The following is a 19,075-nucleotide window of genomic DNA, read 5'->3' as shown; positions in this document are numbered from 1 at the left end:
TTGGGGCCTCCCGCCCGATCATCAATGCGCCTCGCGTCGCCTCAGCAACGCCTCGACAGTATCGTCAGCCGTTGCCTGCTTGTCTTCAAGTCCCTCGACCTCGCGCTCGAGCGCAGTGCGCAAGGTGCAGATCTGATCGTCGGTCAGATGCTCGATCCCGACGAAGCCTTCGCGGGCTTTGTCTACTGCGCGCAGCAGTTCGTCCAGCTTTGCCTGCATCGCGGCAGCATCGCGATTCTGGCTGTTCTGGATGAGGAACACCATCAGGAAGGTGATGATCGTCGTGCCGGTGTTGATCACCAGCTGCCAGGTATCACTCCACGCGAATAGCGGCCCACAGACGCCCCAGACGATTATGGTCGATAGCGCGACGATGAACGTAGCCGGGCGTCCGGCCCAGCCGGAAACCTTGTTGGCAACGATCGTGAAAAACCGGTCCATCGCCGGTCAGGACTTGCTGTCGTGTTCGGGCTTGCCCTTGCGCTTGGTCGACGCCAGTTCGTCCAGCTGCTTTTCAGTCATCGACTCTTCCATCGATTTCGACGCACCTTTCAGCTTGCTCTTGGGCGTATCGCCGCGCTTGGCGGACAGGGCAGCGCCTGCGGCCTTCTGCTGCGCTCCGGATTTTGCTGGCATCGTCGCTCTCCTGCTTGTGTTCGATGTTGCACCACAAACGGCTGTTGCGCGCCCGCGTTCCGCGATCATACCATCGCCATGCGTCATTTGGCGTAGCTATGAAACACCGTGCGCCCGGTAGCGTCGGGCAAGAGATAAACGTGCGGGATCGTACCCGGACAGACAGGGTGAATATTCGTGCAGCTTGGACGGGTCCTGAACCCAATCCGGTCGTCTTGACGGGAACCGCACCTGCGTTGCGTGACCTGCTAGCGATAGGGGACATGGCACAGGTGCTGGCTGCGACGGCGCAGCTTCTGGCGCAGCATCCGCATGACGCCGAAGCAAACTTCGTCGCCGCTGTCGCCTCCGCCGAATCCGGCCGCATCGGCGAGGCACTCGGCCACATCAAAACCGCCGTCGAGGCTTCTCCCGACAACGCGGAATACCTCGCCCAATACGCCCGCATCCTGCTGCTGGGCCGGCGCGAGGGCGAAGCCATGGCAGCCGCGCGGCGCGGGGTCAAAGCGGACAGCGACAAGCCGCTGGTGCTCGACACGCTCGGCTGCGTGTTCGCCAGGCTCGGCGCGCACGACGAAGCGCTGCCGCTGTTCGAGCGCGCGGTGAGTGCATCCCCCGAAGCCATCGAGTACCGCTTCAACCTCGCCAGCACTCTGGGCTTCTTCGGGCGCGTCGATGAAGCCGCCGCTCAATATGAAGCGATCATCGCCCGGCAACCCGCCCATGGACGCGCCCATCTTGGGCTGGTCGGATTGCACCGCTCGACCACGGCGGGTCAGGCACAGCGCATCGAAGACGCTCTCCCCATAACGCAGGACCCGGTCGAACGCGTGCGCCTGCACTACGCCGCCGCCGCCGTGCTGGAGAACGCGGGCGAGGCCGACCAGTGCTTCGCGCACCTCGCCAGCGGCAACGCCATCCACCGCGCCGCGCTCGCCTACGATTTCAGCGCCGACGAAGCGGTGTTTGACGCCATCCGCCGCGCGTTCAGCCGCGAACTCCCCCTGCTTACAGACAGCACGGTCGTCGATGCGCCACTGTTCGTCGTCGGTTTGCCGCGCACCGGTACCACGCTGGTCGATCGCATTCTGTCGTCGCATCCCGCCGTAACGTCGGCAGGCGAGCTTCAGGCCATGCCGCTCGCGGTCAAGCAGTTGTCGCAAACGCGCTCGCGGCTCGTACTTGATCCGGCCACGGTCGAGGCGCTTGCCGGTCGCTCGGCCCACGCGCTCGGCGAACTTTACCTCACCCGTGCCCGCCAGAACGCCGGCGCTGCGTCGGCGCGCTTCACCGACAAGTTTCCGCTCAATTTTCTCTATATCGGCTGGATCGTCCAGGCTCTGCCCAACGCCAACATCGTCTGCCTCCGACGCGGCGCGATGGACACCGTCTGGAGCAACTTCAAGCACCTGTTCGCCACCGGCTCGCCCTATTACCGCTGGTCCTACGACCTGATGGACACGGCCCACTACGTGCTCATGTTCCAGCGCCTGATGGCCTTCTGGCGCCAGCGCTTTCCCGGTCGGGTGCATGAGGTGAACTACGAGCAGCTTGTGGCCGATCAGGAAACCCAGACGCGGCGGATGCTCGCGCACTGCGGCTTAGGCTGGAACGCGGCCTGCCTCGATTTCCATGCCAACGCCGCCGCCGTCGCTACCCCGAGCGCGCAGCAGGTCCGTCAGCCGATCAACGCACGCGCGGTTGGGCGCTGGCACGATTACGAACGGCAGTTGGACGAGGTCATGGAATTCTTCGTCGCGAAGGGCATCCCGCTCGATTGACCGCGCACCCAAGTGAGCCGGTCCCGCCATACGCCAATCGCCCTATCCTCTCCGCACAGGTCTGCGGGCAAGGCGGTCAGCGTTGCCGAAGCGATGGCGACACTGGCGAGGGGGACGCTCTCTCAATCTCTTCGCCAAGTTGCGGGAAAGGCGTTAGCATCGCCACGATGAGATGTTCGCGCCTTTCCCGCAACGTTCTTTCGCTCACGCTGGCTCTCGCGGCGGCTCCCGCCATGGCGGTCCCTCGCGATGTGACGATCACGCGCGACGATTGGGGCATCGCCCACGTCACCGGCAAGACCGATGCCGACGCGGTGTTCGGTGCGATCTACGCCCAGGCCGAGGATGATTTCCCCCGCGTCGAGGCCAACCTGCTCACTGCGCTGGGCCGCACCGCCGAAGCGGACGGCGAGGCCGCGTTGTGGCAGGATTTGCGCCAGCGTTTGTGGATCGATCACGAAGCATTGAAGCGCGATTACGCCGAGTCGCCTGCATGGCTGCGCAAGCTGATGGACGCCTGGGCCGAAGGGCTCAATCACTACATCGCCACGCACCCTCAGGAAAAGCCGCGCGTTATCGCCCGGTTCGAACCGTGGATGGCGCTGTCGTTCACTGAAGGCTCGATCGGCGGCGATATCGAGAAGGCCGGGCTGAGGCCGCTCGCGACCTTCTACGGCGGCACCGTCACTCCGCTGGCGCTCTCGCGCGAAGCAATCCGAGACCGCGAGCCGCGCGGCTCGAACGGTATCGCCATCGCGCCGAAGCTGACGGCCAACGGCAACGCGCTGCTGCTGATCAACCCGCACACCTCGCTGTTCTTCCGTTCGGAACTGGCGATGGAGAGCGGGGAGGGGCTGCATGCCTACGGCGCATCGACCTGGGGTCAGTTCTTCATCTACCAGGGCTTCAACGAACACCTCGGCTGGATGCACACCACCAGCGGTGCGGACAACGTCGACGAATTCGTGGAGAAGGTCACCCGGCAGGGAGACAAGTGGTTCTATGCCCGTGGAGATTCGCTGAAGCCATTCACCGAGAAGCGGGTCACGCTGCGCTTTCGCCAGCCCGACGGCAGCCTTGGCGAGCGTACCTTCACCACCTATGCCAGCGACCATGGACCGGTCGTACGGGACGACAGCCGCGACAAGAGCCGGCAGTGGATCACTCTGTCGCTGATGCACAAGCCGGTCGCGGCGCTTAGCCAGTCGTGGCTACGGACCAAGGCGAAGTCGCAGGCCGAATATCTAAAAGTCGCGACTCTGAATGCCAATTCGTCGAACAACACGCTTTTCGCCGATCGTGCCGGCAACATCGCGCTGCTTATGCCGCAGTTCTCGCCCCGCCGCGATGCCCGGTTCGACTATCGCGATCCGGTCGATGGGGCCAACGCTGCGGCCGACTGGAACGGCGTTTATAGCGCGAAGGAGCGGCCGGACATCTTCAACCCGTCGTCGGGCTGGCTCTACAACTCCAACGATGCGCCCTGGCGTGCGGCGGGCGAGGGGACGCGCGATCCGGCGCGCTATGCCGCCACCTTCGATCAGGTCGGGGCCAACCCGCGCGGCGACCACGCGCTTGAATTGCTCGGCATAGCCAAGGGCCTGACCCTCGATAGCCTGCATGCGCTGGCTTACGATCCGCACATGCCGCTGTTCGAACAGCTAATCCCAGGGCTCCCCGACTTGCCTGATGGCGACCCGCTCGCAGGTCCGGTCGCGATGCTCAAGGCTTGGGACCGCCGCTGGTCGGCGCAGTCCGAAGCGATGACGCTCGCCAATTACTGGGGTGATGAGCTGGAAACGACCGTGCGTGCCAGTCTTCGCGCCCACGCCAATGTGTTCGACGAAATGCGCAAGACATCACCCGCCCAGCGCCGTGACGCCCTCCGCCGCGCGGTCGCGCGCATGGACAAGGATTGGGGCGGCTGGAGCGTGCCTTGGGGGCAGGTCAATCGCTACCAGCGCACTGGCGCCGCCATCGTCCAGCCCTTCGCCGACGACAAGCCCAGCCTGCCCGTAGTGTTCGCGTCGGCCCGTTGGGGCTCGCTCGCCTCGTTCGGCGCGCGACAGTATCCCGGCACGAAGCGCTGGTACGGCACCAGCGGCAACAGCTTCGTCGCCGTCGTCGAATTCGGTGCGCGCGTAAAGGCGATGGCGGTCTCCTCGGGCGGTGCCAGCGGGCGCGAGAGTTCGCCTCACTTCAATGATCAGGCCGCACTCTATGCCAGCGGAAAACTGCGCCCTGTCTATTTCTATGCAAGCGACCTCGCAGGCCACGTAGAGCGCAGCTACAAGCCCTGAAGCGCGGCCAGGTCGTCCGGCGTATCGACATCGAGCGCCAGTGCCGGGTCAAGCGTCACCGCAGACGCATCGCGCAACAGCGCCCCTGCACCGCGGTCGCCATCCAGCGCCTTCAGCGCCGCAAACCGCCGCGCGCCGAACATTGCCGGAACCATCGTCACGTTACCCACGCGCGTTCCGACCCGGTCGCCGTCGAAGTGTTCGAGCAGCCTTTGGAAATGTTCGATCGTCACCAGCGGCATGTCGGCGAGCGCGATCAGCGCCGCATCCTCATGGTCCAGCGCGGCGATGCCCATCGCGATAGATCGCGACAGCGGCGCGTCCACTGGATCGAGCAACAGCCGCTCGAACCCAGGCAGCTCAGGTGTCGCGGTTGAGCAGACCGCGATGTGCCGTGTAAACGCCATTGCGGCGAGCCGGTCCGCAGCATGACGGGCAAGCGGCTTTCCCGCCAGGTCCGCCCCCAGCTTGGCCCCGCCGAACCGCGAGCCGCGCCCGGCAGCAAGCAGGATCAGCGCAGTCACTTTGCCTCGGCGGTCTGCAGCGGGCGTCCCATCCAGTGCGTCCAATGCGCCAGCGCGTTGTAGTCGGCCACGATCTCGGCCAGCACCGAAATCGCCAGCGTCGCAGGATCACGCGTTGCCGGGATCAGCCCGATGTGGCCACGAAGAGCCTTGATCCGCTCGGCGCTTACACCCGCCTCCGCAAGGGCCGCAAGCCGCGTGGCATGGGTGCGGCGACTGCCGATCGCACCGGTATAGAATGCCCGCAGGCCGAGCGCCTCGGGCAGCAGATGCTCCTCCCAATCACGCCCGTGGAACAGAAAAATGACAGCGGTCCACGGATCGCTCTCGATTGCGGGCAAGGTCTTGCGCGAGGTCAGCTGCGTCACGGCCACGTCCTGCGCGGTCAGCAATGCCGCGTCGGACTCATCGGGCGTGTACGCATCGATCTGCGCTCCGAACGCCGCGCCAAGCCGCGCGAAGGCGGTCAGTTCCTCGCCCTGCCCAAGCACGACAACGCGCAACGGCGGCTGATAGGCGTGGACGAGCGATTTGCCATCCCACGCACGTGGCAAGGCCTCACTCGCCCGCTCCACACCATCGCAATCCAGCACGAGCGCGACCGAACAGCGCTGTTCGAGCGCCGCCAGCACCTCGCCAATCGCCGCCGGATCGGGGCGCGGGGTGAACAGCAGGTCTATCCCGCCGCCGCATGGCAGGCGCAAGTCGATGTAGGGTGATCCGACGCCGTAGCGCACCACGCGGCCCCAGCTCTCGTCCAGCGTTTCAAGCGCCTCGGCAACCACCGCGTCCTCGATGCACCCGCCCGAGAACGATCCGATGCGCCTCCCGTCGGCCGCAACCGCCATCTGTGCGCCAACCGCACGCGATGAGCCGCCTTCGATCGCGACCAGCGTTACGATGACGCAGGGCACGCTTTCGCTAGCGCGCTCGGCCAGAAAGCGGAGGATATCAACAGGTGTTGTGGCGATCATGCGCGCGGGGCTATATCATCTCCAGCGGCAGACGGCGATGACGCTTTCCGGTCGTGGCGTAAATCGCATTTGCCAGTGCCGGGATGACCGGGGGCAGGGCCGGTTCGCCCAATCCAGTCGGCGGGAAATCGGTCTTGAGAAACTCCACGGCGATCTCGCGCGGTACCGCGTCGATCCGCATCAGCGCGAAGTCGCCGAAGTTCTCGGCGGTGATCGCACCCATTTCCTGCACCAGTTTCTGCCCGATCATCGCCTGGCCCAAGCCTTCGATCGCCGCCCCCTGCGCCTGATGCAAGGCATTGATCGGGTTGATGATCTGCGACCCGACGTCGCCCGCCATCCACACCTTGTCGATCTTCACCACGCCATCGGAAACGCCGATATCGACGACTTCGGCGAAATAGCCGAGATGGCTGAAATAGAACCCGAAGCCGCGCCCCTTCTGGCGGCCCTTCCACCCGGCGTTTTTGCACACCGCGTCGATCACGGCGCGCGCTCGTCCGGTATGAAAGGCCACGCGCTCGCCCGGAATCTCGCGCGGCGCGCCCAGCGTGCGCCGCATCAGTTCGGGCAGATCGATGCCGGCAGCCTCGGCGACCTCGTCCATGAATGACTGGAACACGAACGACATCGCGTTCGAGCTCGGCGCACGCAGCCAGCCCGTCGCAAGGTTGGTCGCCATGTAGCTGACGTCCAGATCGACGTTCGGTACGACCGGCGCGGGATATTCGGTGATCGCCATCTGCGCCGCGCGGATCGGCTTGCCGTCCTTGCCGAAGGTGACAAAGTGGTTCTTGAGCGCCACCAACGCGCCGCCAGCGTCCAGCCCGGCGGTAAACCGATGCCACCCGGCAGGCCGGTAGAAATCGTGGCGGAAGTCGTCGGTCCGGTCGTACAGCACCTTGACCGGCTTGCCCGGCAGCGCCTTGGCCGCCTGTCCCGCGATGACCATGTAATCGTTCATCAACCGCCGACCGAAGCCGCCGCCCATGCGCGTCAGATGGATCGTCAGATCGTCGGGCGACAGCCCGCAGAGCTTGGCAGTCTCGGCCCGGCCCTGTCCGGGGTTCTGGCTCGGCACCCAGATCTCCAGCTTGCCATCCTTGAACAGCGCGGTGCAATTTTGCGGCTCGAGCGAGGCATGCGCGAGAAACGGATAGTCGTAGTCCGCCTTGATCACTTTGGCCGCCTTGGCCAGCGCCGCATCGGCATCGCCGGCCTTGAACAAGCTCGCCTGCGGAGTTTGCGCGAATAGCGCGGCCGCGTCCTTCTCGTACTTCGCGGTCGAGAACCCGGTGACGGCAGCATCGTCCCACTTCACCACCAGCTTCTCGCGCGCCTTGCTCGCCTTCCACCAGCTGTCCGCCACGATCAGTAGCGTGTCGGTCTTGCCCTCGGGCACGAATCCGCTGTTGACTGCAATCACCGCAATCACGCCGGGGATCGCCTTGACTGCCGCATCGTCAAACGAGGCAACCGTCCCGCCGTGCGCCGGACACTTCATCACCGCCGCGTGGACCATGCCTGGCACGCGGGTGTCGATGCCGAACAGTGGTTCGCCCTTGACGATCTTGGGCACGTCCACGCCCATCTTGGACTGGCCGATGATTGTGAATTTGGCCGGGTCCTTCAGCGCAACCTTGGCGAGATCCGGCGCAGCCTCAGCCGCCGCAGCCTTGCCCAGCGACGCGTAGGTCAGGCTCTTGCCGCTCGCCTTGTGCAGCACCGCGCCCCGCGCCGTCGTCAGCGCCCCAGCATCGACGCCCCACTGCTTTGCCGCCGCCGCGACCAGCATCGCCCGCGCGCCCGCGCCGACCTGCCGCATCGGCAGCCAGTTGCGCGGCGTAGCGGTGCTTCCGCCTGCGACTTGCGGCCCATAGAGCTTTTCGTCAGCGTCGGTCTGCTCGATCCTGACCTGCTCCCACGCCAGATCCATCTCCTCGGCGATCAGCATCGGCAGCATGACCTTCACGCCCTGGCCGATCTCGGGATTCTTCGCGCCGATGGTGACCGTGTTGTCCGCGTTGATCCGCACAAAGGCGTTGAGCACGTCGGGCGCGGCACCGGGCGCCGCCGCTGCAAGCGTGAGTGACGCGTCCAGCGTCAGCACTACGCCACCGGTCAGCGATGCCACCATGAAGGAACGACGGTTCAGGACTGCTGCATTGTTCATGCGACCTGCTCCCCATCGGCAGCATCGAACAGCGCAACTTCCGCCGGAAGACCTGCCGCCTGCCGGATCGCCGCGCGAATCCGCAAATAGGTCGAACACCGACAGATATTGCCGCTCATCCAGCCGTCGATATCCTCGGCGCTCGGCTTGGCATTCTGCTTGAGCAGCGCGGTGGCGGACATGATCTGGCCCGCCTGACAGTACCCGCACTGCGGCACGTCGAGCGCGACCCACGCGTCGGTCACGCGTTTGCCGATGGCGCTAGCGGCAACGCCTTCGATCGTCGTGATAGCCTTGCCTGCCGCGTCCGAAATCGGCGTCTGGCATGATCGTACGGCCTCTCCGTCAAGGTGCACCGTACACGCCCCGCACAGGCCCGCGCCACACCCGAACTTGGTCCCGGGCATGTCGAGATCCTCGCGCAGCACCCACAACAGGGGCTTGTCCGCGTCGGAATCGACCACGCGCTTGCGTCCGTTCACGGTGAGAGACACGCTCATCGCATTGTATCCTTAGATTTTTCTGGGCACGGCACGGCGGAAATCCCTCGCGCAGCCCCGCTCGGTCGAGAATCTGGACAGCCATCAAGCTGGGGTCAAGCGCCTTGTTGAGACGCACGGTGGCGCGAGCTCGACCTTGGTGTTATGCGCTGCCCATGGCTGCCAGCCCGGACACTCCCGCACCCGATCTTCCGTCTGCCCCGCGACCCGGCACCTACGTGCGCGGTACTGAGACGGTGGACGCGATCATCAAGGCGGCAATGCGCGTCCTGATCGACGAAGGCGCTGGCGCATTTACCATCCGCCGCATCGCTGCCGAATGCGGGATGAAGGTCGGCAACGTCAGCTATCATTTCCCCAAGAAAGAGCAGCTGATTCAGGTCCTGCTCGACGACATCCTGCAAAGCTACGGCAAGGTGCTCGACCGCACCGTGCGCCAGCCGGGCCTCGATGCCGAGGAACGTCTGCGCCTGATCATCGTGCTGTGTCTCGACGATATCGCAGGAAAGCGCACCACGCGCCTGTTCACCGAACTGTGGGCGCTGGCCAATCACAGCGCCTTCGTCGACGATCGCGTGCGCGTGTTCTACCACAGCGTCCACGACACGATCGCCGAATACGTCGCCGAGCTTAATCCTGCGCTGAACAGTGAAGAGGTGCGCTCGGTCGCGATTTTCATCAGTGCTTCGATGGAGGGTTCGACTCCGTTCCTGGGCTATGAAAAACCCTGGGCGAGCAGGATGCGGGCGTTTACCGCGATTGCGGTACACTCGCTGGTACACATGGCCAAGACCATTACCCCGCAGGAAATTGCAGGCATGGTCGACCGCTCCTGATCTCGCGCTCTTTCGCAACTGCAAACAAGGTGCTTGACTGACACTGGACGTACGTCAAGACTTGCCGCGTACAGGCAAGGGGGCCGTTATGACTCTGGGTCAAGCCAAGTTGGCGGGAATGCTTTTGGCAAGTGTGATAGCAGGGGCGTTCGCGGCACCTGTCCTTGCCGAAACCGGTGAGGCCGAGGAAGCGACGGTCATGACCATGGACGCGCCGAAATCCGGCTGGTTCTTTGTGCGCGGTGGCTGGGGCTCCAATGGGTCGAGCATCTTCGATTCCGCTACCGGCAAGATGGTCGGCATGATCGCCACCGGGCGCGATTCCGACCTCGGGATCGATCCTGCCGGCAAGGCCTATTATGTCGCCGAAACCATCTGGTCCAAGGGCAACCGCGGCACGCGGCAGGACATGGTCTCGGTCTATGACGCGAAAACGCTGAAACTGCTCACCGAAATCCCCACGCCGGGGCGTCTGGTCATCGGCGGGCTCAAGACCAACTTCGTCATCACCGACGACGGCAAGACCGCCTACGACTACAATTTCGACCCAGCCTCGTCGGTCAACGTGATCGATCTGGTCAAGCGCAAGTTCGTACGCGCGATCGAACTGCCCGGTTGCGCCAACATCATTCCCAACCCCGGCGTCGGTTTCTCATCACTGTGCGCCGATGGCACGCTGGCGACCGTCGCGATCAAGGGCAGCACACAGGAAATCACCCGGACCGAACCGTTCTTCGACGCCGCGGCCGACCCGATTTTCTCGAACTTCGCCTATGATCGCAAAAAGAAGCAGGCGGTGTTCCTTACCTACACCGGCCTGATCAGCGTCGCTTCGATCGGCGCAAAGCCAACCATCGGCGCCCCTTTCTCGATCCAGCAGGCAGCGGGTCTGCGCGTCGCCGATACCAAGCCGCTCGACATCAACTGGTACCCGGGCGGCATGCAGGTCATGGCGCTCCACCGGCCCACGGCTACGCTTTACGTGCTTATGCACAAGGGTGAATACTGGAGCCCCAAGGAAAGCGCAGAGGAAATCTGGGCGGTCGACCTTGCCACGAAGAAGGTCACCAAGCGCTTTCCGATCAAGGACGGCGGCGGCAACATCGAGATCACGCAGGACGATGCCGCGATGATCATGGTCACCGACAACAAGAACAACGCCCGCGTGATCGATTCGAAAACCGGCGAGATCAAGCACACCATCGAAAACGCCGGTGGCGGCCACATCACCGTCGTGGAGCCGATGTGAGCGCGCTCCTGCCATCCGCGCTTGCCGTGACCGGCGGCGCGGCGGCGATCGGGGTCGGGCTGGTGTTTCTGACTGCGTCGGTCGCAAAGCTGCGTAGCCGCGCGCTGTTTCCCGGCGTCGTCGCCAATTACCGCCTGCTCCCCGATGCTCTGGTCGCGCCGGTTGCAACCTCGCTCCCGTTCACCGAACTCGCCACAGGCATTGCGCTCATCGGCGGATCACGTCTCGCTGCAGTGCCCGCGATCGCCATGCTGCTGGTTTTCGCCGCCGCAATGGCGGTCAACATCGGGCGAGGGCGGGCTCACATCGATTGCGGCTGCGGCCGCTCCGAACTGCGCCAGCCGCTCAGTCGCGCGCTCGTCGTCCGCAACATCGTACTGGCACTACTGCTCGTCCCTACGCTGGCGACGACGCCCGCGTTCGGATCGGCCGAATGGCTGATTTCGCTGGCCGGCGGCCTCGCGCTCTATCTCCTGACGCACCTCGTCAATGCGCTTTCGGCGCTCGCCAGCGGCCCGCTTGCCGCCATGGAAAGGAATTCCCGATGATGACCGCACTCATCGTCAGCCAGGTCATATCCTGGGTCGTCATCCTCGGGCTGGTCCTGACCCTGCTCGCACTCGCCCGGCAGGTCGGCGTGCTGCACATGCGCGTTGCTCCGGCAGGTGCGCTCACGACCAACGCCGGCCCCGCAGTCGGTGGCAAGGCCCCCGTCGTGCCGGCACACACGCTCGACGGCAAGGACGTCATCGTCGGCGGACCGTCGGCCAGCACGCCGCTGCGCCTGCTGATGTTCGTCTCGGCCACATGCCCATTGTGCAAGGGCCTGATCCCGGTCGCGCGATCGTTCGCGCACGACGAACGGCTCGACCTGACTTTCGTCGGCGATGACGACGCATCGGCGCAGCACAAGATGATCGCCGCGCACGGCCTCGAAAGCTACCGCTTCATCAACGGACCCGAAGTCGGCCAGGCCTTCGAAATCGGCAAGCTGCCATACGCCGTGCTGCTCGATGCCGACGGCACGATCCTCTCGAAGGGTCTCGTCAACAGCCGCGAACATCTCGAAAGTCTGATCGTGGCACATGAGATGGGCGTCGCGACCGTGCAGGACTACATTTCCGGGCTCAACAAGGTTCAGGCCGCCTGAGCGCGGGACGAGAAGGGGGCATTTTCATGACCAAGTTCAATCCCGACGCGATTGGCGAAAACCTGCTGCGCCGCTTCGCCGGTCGCACCTCCCGCCGCGGCATCCTTTCACGCCTCGGCCTCGCCCTGGTCGCAGCACCGGTATTCCCGCTGCTGCCGGTCAGCCGCGCCGAGGCCGCAAAGCCCGATCGCACGCCCGAGGCCAAGACCGCGTTTGCACGCAACGCGCAGACGAAGGACGACACCAAGTGCGATTACTGGCGCTACTGCGCAATTGACGGCACCCTGTGCACCTGCTGCGGCGGTGGGATACATTCGTGTCCGGCTGGCTCCGAACCCTCGCCGGTGTCGTGGGTCGGATCGTGCATCAATCCCGATGATGGCAAGGCCTACATGATCGCCTACCGTGATTGCTGCGGAAAGCCCTCCTGCGGGCAGTGCGGTTGCGACAACACCGACCGCGCGACGCAGTTGTACCTCCCGCAGCTCAACAACAACGTCATCTGGTGCTTCGGCACGAGCAGCATGGAATACCACTGCTCGACCGCGATGATGATCGGCGCGGCCTGATCCGGAACCATGCGGCTGATCGCCCTTGCCGCAGGTGTCGCTGCGCTGTCCGTGTTGGCGCCTGCGCTCGCGGCAAAGGACGATCCACGTGCTGCCACGGTGGCGCGAGGATTGGCGGCGCTGGTCGATCCTGAATTGGCGCGCGCCGACTATGTCGAGCACTGCGCCGGGTGCCACGGCGTGCAGGGCATCTCGGCCCCGGCAAAACTGCCCGAATTGCGGGGCCGGGTCGGCTACATGATGTGCACGCCTGATACCCGCGCCTATCTGCTGCGCCTGCCCAACATCGCCAAGAGCCGCCTGACCGACAACGCGCAACTGGCAGACATGCTCAACTTCATGGTCTTCGCGATCGGCGGCGATAGCGTGCTGCCCGGCACCAAACCCTTCACCGCCGCCGAAGTCGGTCACGAACGCCAGTTCGCGCTTACCTCGGCATCGCTGGTTACCGAGCGGCGTCGTCATGTCGAAACCGCGATCCGCAAATGCGGTGCGCCAGCCTCCTTCCGCGATTTCTACAAACCGCGCTGACGCCGATGTGCCCGATGGGGGGTTTAAAGTTCGGGTTCGGACGATTAATTTGCGCAGCCATTGGCACGGCTGGCTGGGAGATTTTCGCGCTGGTCGAGTGATGGTCAACGAAGGATTGCGGACTTTCGATCGACCGAATCGATTTCCGATGAGCGCTCGGCGGGTCGCGCGAAGCCCGAGACATGCCCCGTGCCAGCCCATAAGGCTAAGGTCTTGCCGAAACGGAACTGGTTCCAGCCTGAATGGATCGGACTGTAAAACTGCGACGCCTTGTCCGCGCTCCCCGTAACTAGCAGCAGTGTAAGTATTTTGCGCAAGCCTCACACCACGCCATGTCCGGCCGTAGTCGAGATTGCTCATAAGCGGTGCTTTCTCTCCTTTTGTGCGGCAGGAACCGGATTACCACCCGGAACGTAGTCGCAAAAGCAACGGGCAACATCGTGTATGGACGGTTGCCCTACACCGAGGGAAAGACCATCACCATGCAAGCGACGGCAAGAGCGTTGGAAGATGTCTGCGAGAGCCTGACGGAAGCGCTCGATGACCTGGATATTCACGGACAGGCGATGGCGGCACTCCATCTGGCCATGGCGGTGGATTGCCTGCGCGCCAGCATGTCGGCTGAAGACGATAATCGCTCGGTACAGGTGGATGCGCGGCCTCAGTTGCGACTGGTTGCATCGTCGTGACCTGACAGGCGCAGGCGTGCGCCCACTTCTCGAACGCAGAGCGGGGGCAGAAATGTCCCCGTTTTTTGTGGTCACGTTTCGGCTCCGAATTCGCGCGCCTATCAAGGTCAGTGTCGGCGGGAACGAGCATGCGTCCGCGCTAGTATTTGGCGCCCCCCGATACTGAGCTGAAAGCTCAACTTCTTCGGTAGACAATCCTTCTTTAATGTCTATTATATCAGTTGAGTTTAAGGGTGTTGCAAGACAATCGAATCAGCCACAACCGGGGATCGACCGACGATGACCGAACTTTCCAACGTCCGGAGCAGTACCCTTCCAGACGATGGACGGCACGTTGAGGAAAGCATCGCCTGCGTACGCGAGGCCCTGACCGGGCTGCGTTATGGCAATGTTTCACTGACCGTCCACGAAGGCCGGGTCGTACAGATCGACGTTACCGAAAAGCGACGGCTCAAGCCGAACTGATCGGGCAGCAGCAAACAAAGAACAACCGAGCCGCCGACCGGTCATCCGGAAGCGTAGCCCCGACACCATCATGAGGTCATCAATGAAAGTCCGTCACTTGCTCGCTGCGGGGGCAGCTTCCCTTGCGCTCGTCTCACATGCAAACGCAGCCGAAACGCCAATCCCGGCCGCCCCGTCATCCGACGCTGAAGCAACCGCCGACCCGCAGACCACTTCGGTCGGCACCGGCGCGAGCGACAGCGGCGCCATTGTCGTCACTGCGCGCCGTCGCTCGGAAACCGCACAAAGCGTTCCGCTTGCCATTTCCGTGGTCGGCGGTGAACACATCGACAGCACCGGCAGCTTCAACGTCGGCCGGCTCCAACAGCTAACACCGACGCTGCAGTTCTACTCGTCCAACCCGCGCAACACTGCGGTCAACATCCGCGGCCTCGGCGTACCATTCGGCCTGACCAACGACGGCATCGAGCAGGGCGTCGGCATCTACATCGATGACGTCTACAATGCGCGCGTCGCCTCGGCCACGTTCGATTTCCTCGACGTGAAGCAGATCGAAGTGTTGCGCGGGCCGCAGGGCACGCTCTACGGCAAAAACACTACTGCCGGCGCGATCAACATCACCACCAACCAGCCGACCTTCGACTTCGAAGGCAAGGCCGAGGTCAGTGTCGGCAACTACAACTTCGTCCAGGCCAAGGCCGCCGTTTCCGGCCCGCTGACCGATACTCTCGCTGCACGTTTCGCGGTATCCTCGACCAATCGTCGCGGCACGATCTATAACGTCAAGACCAACCAGGACATCCAGAGCCAGGACAACCTCGGCCTGCGCGGTCAGTTGCTATTCAAGCCGAGCGACATCTTCACCATCACGCTCGCGGGTGACTACAGCGAACAAGACGCCACCTGCTGCGGCTCGGTCTACGTTCGCACCGGCCTGACCCAGCGTGCGCTCAACCGCCAGTACGCCGCGCTAGCTGCCGCGCAGAACTACGCAGCACCCAGCACAAACCCGTTCGACCGCGTGACAGATCTCGATTCACCGCTTCAGGCAGGCAACAAGATCGGCGGCGCATCGATCAAGGTGAAGTGGGACGTGGGTCCGGGCACGCTGACATCGGTCACCGCGTGGCGCTTTTGGGACTGGAAGCCGCAGAACGATCGCGACTTCACTGGCCTGCCGATCGTCAGCAAGTCGCAGAACCCGTCGCAGCAGGATCAGTACACGCAGGAGTTGCGTTACAACTACAGCGGCGACCGGCTCGACTTCGTGCTCGGCGCATTCGGCTTCTACCAGCGCATCGACACGCAGGGCACCGAACAGCACGGCAGCGCCTCCACCAAGTGGAACCTCGCGCCCAGCAATGCGCTCTACAATTCGAACGTGCTGAATGGCCTGACCGCGCGCAATTCGCAGTATCTCAAGAACACCAGTGTCGCGGTCTATGGTCAGGCAAGTTTCAAGCTGACGCCTGAACTGACCCTGCAGCCCGGCCTGCGCGTTAACTACGACAAGAAGGACGGCTTCTACCAGCGCCGCGTGTTCGACATCGCGGGCAACGAAATCCTGCTCAGCAGCCCCAGCACGCCGACGAAGACCGCGCAGCTCGGCATCTTCACGCCGCAGGAGATCGCGCCAAAGTTCAGCGACTGGAATTTCAGCTACGATTTCACTGCCAGCTACAAGGCGGCCGAGGGAATCCTGCTCTACGCGACGTACGCCAAGACCTTCAAATCGGGCGGCATCAACCAGAACGGCGTACCCACCGACACCGCCAACAACCCGATCCTTGCGTCCGCCACGGTAAAACCTGAATCGGTGCGCCACTACGAAGCGGGCATCAAGACCGAGTTTCGCGACCTGAACGCAATCCTCAACGTCGCGATCTTCCGTACCGACATCAAGGACTACCAGGCCAACGTCAACAACGGCCAGTTCGGCGTGTTGCGGGGTTACCTCGCCAACGCAGGCGCAGTGCGCTCGCAAGGCGTGGAGGCCGACTTCTCGGTCCGCCCGAACGAACGCTTCAACACGTACATCAATGCAGCCTACACCGACGCCACCTACCGCAAGTTCGTCGACGCGCCATGCCCGCCTGAGCTGTCGGGCGGCACCGTCGCCACTGGAGCGCAGGTTCCGGGAGCTGCCGGAACTCCCGGCGGGCTCAGCCCCGCAAACTGCGACATCTCGGGCCAGCGCCTGCCGGGCGTGTCCGAATGGTCGGTCTCGTGGGGCTTCGAAGCCAACGCCCCGGTCGACTTGTTCAAGCAGGACGGCTTGGTCTACCTCGGCTACGACGGCAGCTATCGCTCAAGCTTCTCGTCGAACCCGTCGCCGTCTGCCTACACGCAGGTTGCCGGGTACTCGCTGTCGAACTTCCGCCTCGGCTTCCGGACCGACAGCGGCTTCGACATCTACGGCTTCGTCCGCAATGCATTCGATCAGGACTACTTCGAGCAGCTGTTCGTCGGTCCCGGCAACACCGGCCTGATTGCAGGTCTGCCCGGCGATCCGCGCACGTTTGGTCTCACCGTCCGCACGGCGTTCTGATTCCCTCTATCGGATGCTTGTGCGCGCGGAGGGTCGGTGGAGCAGTCCACCGGCCCTTCTGCTTTCGCACGCGGCCGAGTATTTCCGCAAAAGGGTGACCGATGCGCTGCGCATGGACAAGCCGCCAGATCGTGGTTCATAACCCACGCATCCATGGGGAACACCGATCGATGACCACACTGCACCCGGCGCGCTACTCGCTGACGGCAATCATCCTGCACTGGGCGATAGCCGCGCTGCTGCTTTTGCAGATCGGCTTGGGCTGGGGGCTGGAAGATCTGCCCAAGGGCGTCGCGCAATTCGCTGGCTTCCAGTTCCACAAATCGATCGGCATCACGATACTGGTGCTCAGCCTCGCGCGTCTCGGCATACGCCTGGTCAAGCCGCGTCCCGCGCCAGTGCAGGACAGCAAGCCGCAGATGTGGCTCGCCAGCGCCGTTCACTTCCTGCTCTACGTCGTGATGATCGCTGGCCCGCTGACCGGATGGATCATCATTTCAACCTCGAAGATCCGCCTGCAGACGATGCTGTTTGGCACGATACCCTTGCCCGATCTGCCCGTCGGCCGCGCATTGCACGAGCCCGCCGAGAGCCTGCACGGGGCAATCGGCACGGTCGGCTTCGTGCTGATCGTGCTCCACATCGCCGGAGCGCTCTACCACCACTTCAAGCGCGAGGACGTCATCGGGCGAATGCTTCCCGCAGGCATCGCCACGCATAAGGGCATCGGCGTCGCAGCCTTGATCGCCATCGTGCTCGGAGGCATCGCTGTCGTTGCCGGTCGCACGATGTCGTTTGGTGCCTCGCCGCAACCTGTTGCCGCTCCCGTCGACGCGCCTGCCAGCGAAGTTGCCGTTGAGCCAAGCGAAGACGCTCCGCTACCGAGCCCGTCAGCCATTGCATCGGACGTCGCCATCACCGCCAAGGCCACGCCGTGGAAGCTGGAGCAGGGTGGCCGCCTCGGCTTCACCACCAGCTATACGGGCGATGCGATCAAGGGCAGTTTTTCACGCTGGAACGCCGCTATCGTGTTTGATCCTGCCGACCTTCCGGGTTCGTCGATCAAGGTCACCATTGACCTCGCCTCGGTCGAAAGCGGCGATGGCCAGCGTGACGACATGCTGAAAAGCGACAGCTTCTTCGGTGTCGCCACCAGCCCCAACGCGCAGTTCACATCGACCTCGATCCGCGAGGCCGGGGCAGGGCGCTACCTCGCCAGCGGCACGCTGTCACTACACGGCAAGACCCGTCCGATGACGGTGCGCTTCAACCTCAGGATCGACGGTGATCGCGCTACTGCCAGCGGCAGCGCGACGCTCCCGCGCCTCGCATTCGGCGTCGGGCAAGGGGAGTGGTCGTCAACCGAACAGATACCGGACGCCGTCGCGATAGAGTTCAGCCTGCGCGCGAGACGGCAACCTTAACGGGTCAACCGCCCAAAGAAGAAGTCGGAATAACTGCGCGCCCACTGCTCGGTGTCTGCCCTGTCGAACGCTCGCGCGCTGCCCATCAGCCGGATATGGCCGAGCAATCCCTCCATCCAGAACCGCGCCGCGAGCGGAAAGTCCGTGATACTGACATCGTCCCTCGCAGCGGCCCCGCGCAGTTCGGTCTCGATGCTTAACAGTGCGTTCTCGAACATGGCGTGGCGATAGTTGACCTGGCAATCGCCGAACTCCTGATCGCACCAGTCGAGCAGCCGCTCCATCATCAGGCCGTCAGGCGAAAGCATCATTTCCACCACCGCCACCGCGCGATGGCAGAAAGCTTCGATCAGCGGCAGGTCCGCGCCGATCGACATCACCGAGACCCGGCGCTGTTCGACCTTATGCTTCAGCAGGGCATCGAGGAACGCCTGCTTGCCGGTGAACCGACTGTAGATGGTGGCTTTGCCGATGCGGGCGTGGCGTGCGATGCGGTCGAAGGTAAATCCGTCGAAGCCATGCTGTGCAAGCACTTCCCAGCCGGCCTCGAGAATGCGCACAGGCAGACGCTGCGCTTCTTCGAGTGAGGGACGTCCACGGCGACTTGCGGCAGCGCCCTCAATTTCAATGCATTCGTCGTCAGTGCAGAGTGGGTTCAGCGGCCTGAATGGGTCGAACGTTGCGGGCGGCTTCATGATTGGTATCCCGCTCGCACGCGAGATGTGC

At 63.9% G+C, this 19,075-nt stretch carries 19 protein-coding genes; 12 read left to right on the top strand and 7 right to left on the bottom strand.

Annotated features, from left to right (window positions below; translation table 11 throughout):
* Nucleotides 1-21 precede the first annotated feature (21 nt).
* Both GGQ88_RS07920 and GGQ88_RS07915 read right to left on the bottom strand, forming a co-directional pair.
* Nucleotides 22-441, bottom strand: a complete 420-nt coding sequence (locus tag GGQ88_RS07920; RefSeq protein ID WP_183612613.1) for a low affinity iron permease family protein — start codon at nt 439-441, stop codon at nt 22-24.
* Nucleotides 442-447: 6 nt separating this feature from the next.
* Nucleotides 448-636, bottom strand: a complete 189-nt coding sequence (locus GGQ88_RS07915; RefSeq protein WP_183612612.1) for a DUF3008 family protein — start codon at nt 634-636, stop codon at nt 448-450.
* A 167-nt stretch (nt 637-803) separates the two neighbouring features.
* On the opposite strand from GGQ88_RS07915, the gene GGQ88_RS07910 reads away from it, so the two are divergent.
* A complete protein-coding gene (locus GGQ88_RS07910) occupies nt 804-2,417 on the top strand; it encodes a tetratricopeptide repeat-containing sulfotransferase family protein (RefSeq protein WP_425490424.1) in 1,614 nt (537 codons plus the stop codon).
* Nucleotides 2,418-2,584: 167 nt separating this feature from the next.
* Nucleotides 2,585-4,717 (top strand): penicillin acylase family protein, encoded by a 2,133-nt coding sequence (locus GGQ88_RS07905; RefSeq protein WP_183612610.1) that lies wholly within the window; start codon nt 2,585-2,587, stop codon nt 4,715-4,717.
* On the opposite strand, the gene GGQ88_RS07900 is transcribed toward GGQ88_RS07905, so the two are convergent.
* From GGQ88_RS07900 to GGQ88_RS07885, 4 genes are read right to left on the bottom strand one after another with little or no spacing between them, the layout of a single operon-like run.
* A complete protein-coding gene (locus tag GGQ88_RS07900) occupies nt 4,705-5,241 on the bottom strand; it encodes an NTP transferase domain-containing protein (RefSeq protein WP_183612609.1) in 537 nt (178 codons plus the stop codon). The genes GGQ88_RS07905 and GGQ88_RS07900 overlap by 13 nt on opposite strands.
* On the bottom strand, nt 5,238-6,215 hold the full coding sequence (locus GGQ88_RS07895) for an XdhC family protein (protein WP_183612608.1): 978 nt from the start codon (nt 6,213-6,215) through the stop codon (nt 5,238-5,240). The genes GGQ88_RS07900 and GGQ88_RS07895 overlap by 4 nt, the downstream gene beginning before the upstream one ends.
* 10 nt (nt 6,216-6,225) lie before the next feature.
* Entirely contained in the window at nt 6,226-8,388 is a 2,163-nt protein-coding gene (locus GGQ88_RS07890) for a xanthine dehydrogenase family protein molybdopterin-binding subunit (protein WP_183612607.1), read from the bottom strand.
* On the bottom strand, nt 8,385-8,888 hold the full coding sequence (locus GGQ88_RS07885) for a (2Fe-2S)-binding protein (protein WP_183612606.1): 504 nt from the start codon (nt 8,886-8,888) through the stop codon (nt 8,385-8,387). The genes GGQ88_RS07890 and GGQ88_RS07885 overlap by 4 nt, the downstream gene beginning before the upstream one ends.
* A 155-nt stretch (nt 8,889-9,043) precedes the next feature.
* Between GGQ88_RS07885 and GGQ88_RS07880 the strand changes: the two genes are divergently transcribed.
* From GGQ88_RS07880 to GGQ88_RS07835, 10 genes are all read left to right on the top strand, one after another.
* On the top strand, nt 9,044-9,724 hold the full coding sequence (locus GGQ88_RS07880) for a TetR/AcrR family transcriptional regulator (RefSeq protein WP_183612605.1): 681 nt from the start codon (nt 9,044-9,046) through the stop codon (nt 9,722-9,724).
* A gap of 88 nt (nt 9,725-9,812) precedes the next feature.
* On the top strand, nt 9,813-10,973 hold the full coding sequence (locus GGQ88_RS07875; protein WP_183612604.1) for an amine dehydrogenase large subunit: 1,161 nt from the start codon (nt 9,813-9,815) through the stop codon (nt 10,971-10,973).
* Complete coding sequence (locus GGQ88_RS07870; RefSeq protein WP_343057122.1) at nt 10,970-11,521, top strand: MauE/DoxX family redox-associated membrane protein; 552 nt, start codon at nt 10,970-10,972, stop codon at nt 11,519-11,521. Before GGQ88_RS07875 ends, GGQ88_RS07870 begins: the two co-directional genes overlap by 4 nt.
* A complete protein-coding gene (locus GGQ88_RS07865) occupies nt 11,518-12,123 on the top strand; it encodes a thioredoxin domain-containing protein (protein WP_183612603.1) in 606 nt (201 codons plus the stop codon). Before GGQ88_RS07870 ends, GGQ88_RS07865 begins: the two co-directional genes overlap by 4 nt.
* 26 nt (nt 12,124-12,149) lie before the next feature.
* The gene (locus tag GGQ88_RS07860) at nt 12,150-12,692 is read left to right on the top strand and encodes a methylamine dehydrogenase light chain (RefSeq protein ID WP_183612602.1); all 543 of its coding nucleotides are present in this window, start codon (nt 12,150-12,152) and stop codon (nt 12,690-12,692) included.
* 9 nt (nt 12,693-12,701) lie between these two features.
* Complete coding sequence (locus GGQ88_RS07855; RefSeq protein WP_246385644.1) at nt 12,702-13,223, top strand: cytochrome c family protein; 522 nt, start codon at nt 12,702-12,704, stop codon at nt 13,221-13,223.
* 452 nt (nt 13,224-13,675) lie between these two features.
* Nucleotides 13,676-13,912: a hypothetical protein gene (locus GGQ88_RS07850; RefSeq protein WP_183612601.1), complete on the top strand. Its 237-nt coding sequence runs from the start codon at nt 13,676-13,678 to the stop codon at nt 13,910-13,912.
* 279 nt (nt 13,913-14,191) lie between these two features.
* The gene (locus GGQ88_RS07845) at nt 14,192-14,377 is read left to right on the top strand and encodes a YezD family protein (protein WP_183612600.1); all 186 of its coding nucleotides are present in this window, start codon (nt 14,192-14,194) and stop codon (nt 14,375-14,377) included.
* A gap of 82 nt (nt 14,378-14,459) precedes the next feature.
* Complete coding sequence (locus tag GGQ88_RS07840) at nt 14,460-16,925, top strand: TonB-dependent receptor (RefSeq protein ID WP_183612599.1); 2,466 nt, start codon at nt 14,460-14,462, stop codon at nt 16,923-16,925.
* A 170-nt stretch (nt 16,926-17,095) separates the two neighbouring features.
* Nucleotides 17,096-18,349, top strand: a complete 1,254-nt coding sequence (locus tag GGQ88_RS07835) for a cytochrome b/b6 domain-containing protein (protein ID WP_183612598.1) — start codon at nt 17,096-17,098, stop codon at nt 18,347-18,349.
* Here GGQ88_RS07835 and GGQ88_RS07830 read toward each other — a convergent pair.
* The gene (locus tag GGQ88_RS07830; RefSeq protein ID WP_183612597.1) at nt 18,346-19,044 is read right to left on the bottom strand and encodes a TetR/AcrR family transcriptional regulator; all 699 of its coding nucleotides are present in this window, start codon (nt 19,042-19,044) and stop codon (nt 18,346-18,348) included. The two genes, GGQ88_RS07835 and GGQ88_RS07830, sit on opposite strands and share 4 nt — an antisense overlap.
* Nucleotides 19,045-19,075: the final 31 nt, after the last annotated feature.

Source organism: Novosphingobium hassiacum (genome assembly GCF_014196055.1).
In the GTDB taxonomy this organism is placed as follows: Bacteria; Pseudomonadota; Alphaproteobacteria; order Sphingomonadales; family Sphingomonadaceae; genus Novosphingobium; species Novosphingobium hassiacum.
This window is presented reverse-complemented; position numbering and strand designations above follow the sequence as displayed.

Coding starts and splice junctions, on each gene's coding strand:
- GGQ88_RS07880 (WP_183612605.1), top strand. CDS start 9,044: ATGGCTGCCAGCCCGGACACTCCCGCACCCGATCTTCCGTCTGCCCCG.
- GGQ88_RS07895 (WP_183612608.1), bottom strand. CDS start 6,215: ATGATCGCCACAACACCTGTTGATATCCTCCGCTTTCTGGCCGAGCGC.
- GGQ88_RS07920 (WP_183612613.1), bottom strand. CDS start 441: ATGGACCGGTTTTTCACGATCGTTGCCAACAAGGTTTCCGGCTGGGCC.
- GGQ88_RS07845 (WP_183612600.1), top strand. CDS start 14,192: ATGACCGAACTTTCCAACGTCCGGAGCAGTACCCTTCCAGACGATGGA.
- GGQ88_RS07865 (WP_183612603.1), top strand. CDS start 11,518: ATGATGACCGCACTCATCGTCAGCCAGGTCATATCCTGGGTCGTCATC.
- GGQ88_RS07885 (WP_183612606.1), bottom strand. CDS start 8,888: ATGAGCGTGTCTCTCACCGTGAACGGACGCAAGCGCGTGGTCGATTCC.
- GGQ88_RS07905 (WP_183612610.1), top strand. CDS start 2,585: ATGAGATGTTCGCGCCTTTCCCGCAACGTTCTTTCGCTCACGCTGGCT.
- GGQ88_RS07890 (WP_183612607.1), bottom strand. CDS start 8,388: ATGAACAATGCAGCAGTCCTGAACCGTCGTTCCTTCATGGTGGCATCG.
- GGQ88_RS07835 (WP_183612598.1), top strand. CDS start 17,096: ATGACCACACTGCACCCGGCGCGCTACTCGCTGACGGCAATCATCCTG.
- GGQ88_RS07860 (WP_183612602.1), top strand. CDS start 12,150: ATGACCAAGTTCAATCCCGACGCGATTGGCGAAAACCTGCTGCGCCGC.
- GGQ88_RS07915 (WP_183612612.1), bottom strand. CDS start 636: ATGCCAGCAAAATCCGGAGCGCAGCAGAAGGCCGCAGGCGCTGCCCTG.
- GGQ88_RS07830 (WP_183612597.1), bottom strand. CDS start 19,044: ATGAAGCCGCCCGCAACGTTCGACCCATTCAGGCCGCTGAACCCACTC.
- GGQ88_RS07875 (WP_183612604.1), top strand. CDS start 9,813: ATGACTCTGGGTCAAGCCAAGTTGGCGGGAATGCTTTTGGCAAGTGTG.
- GGQ88_RS07840 (WP_183612599.1), top strand. CDS start 14,460: ATGAAAGTCCGTCACTTGCTCGCTGCGGGGGCAGCTTCCCTTGCGCTC.
- GGQ88_RS07855 (WP_246385644.1), top strand. CDS start 12,702: ATGCGGCTGATCGCCCTTGCCGCAGGTGTCGCTGCGCTGTCCGTGTTG.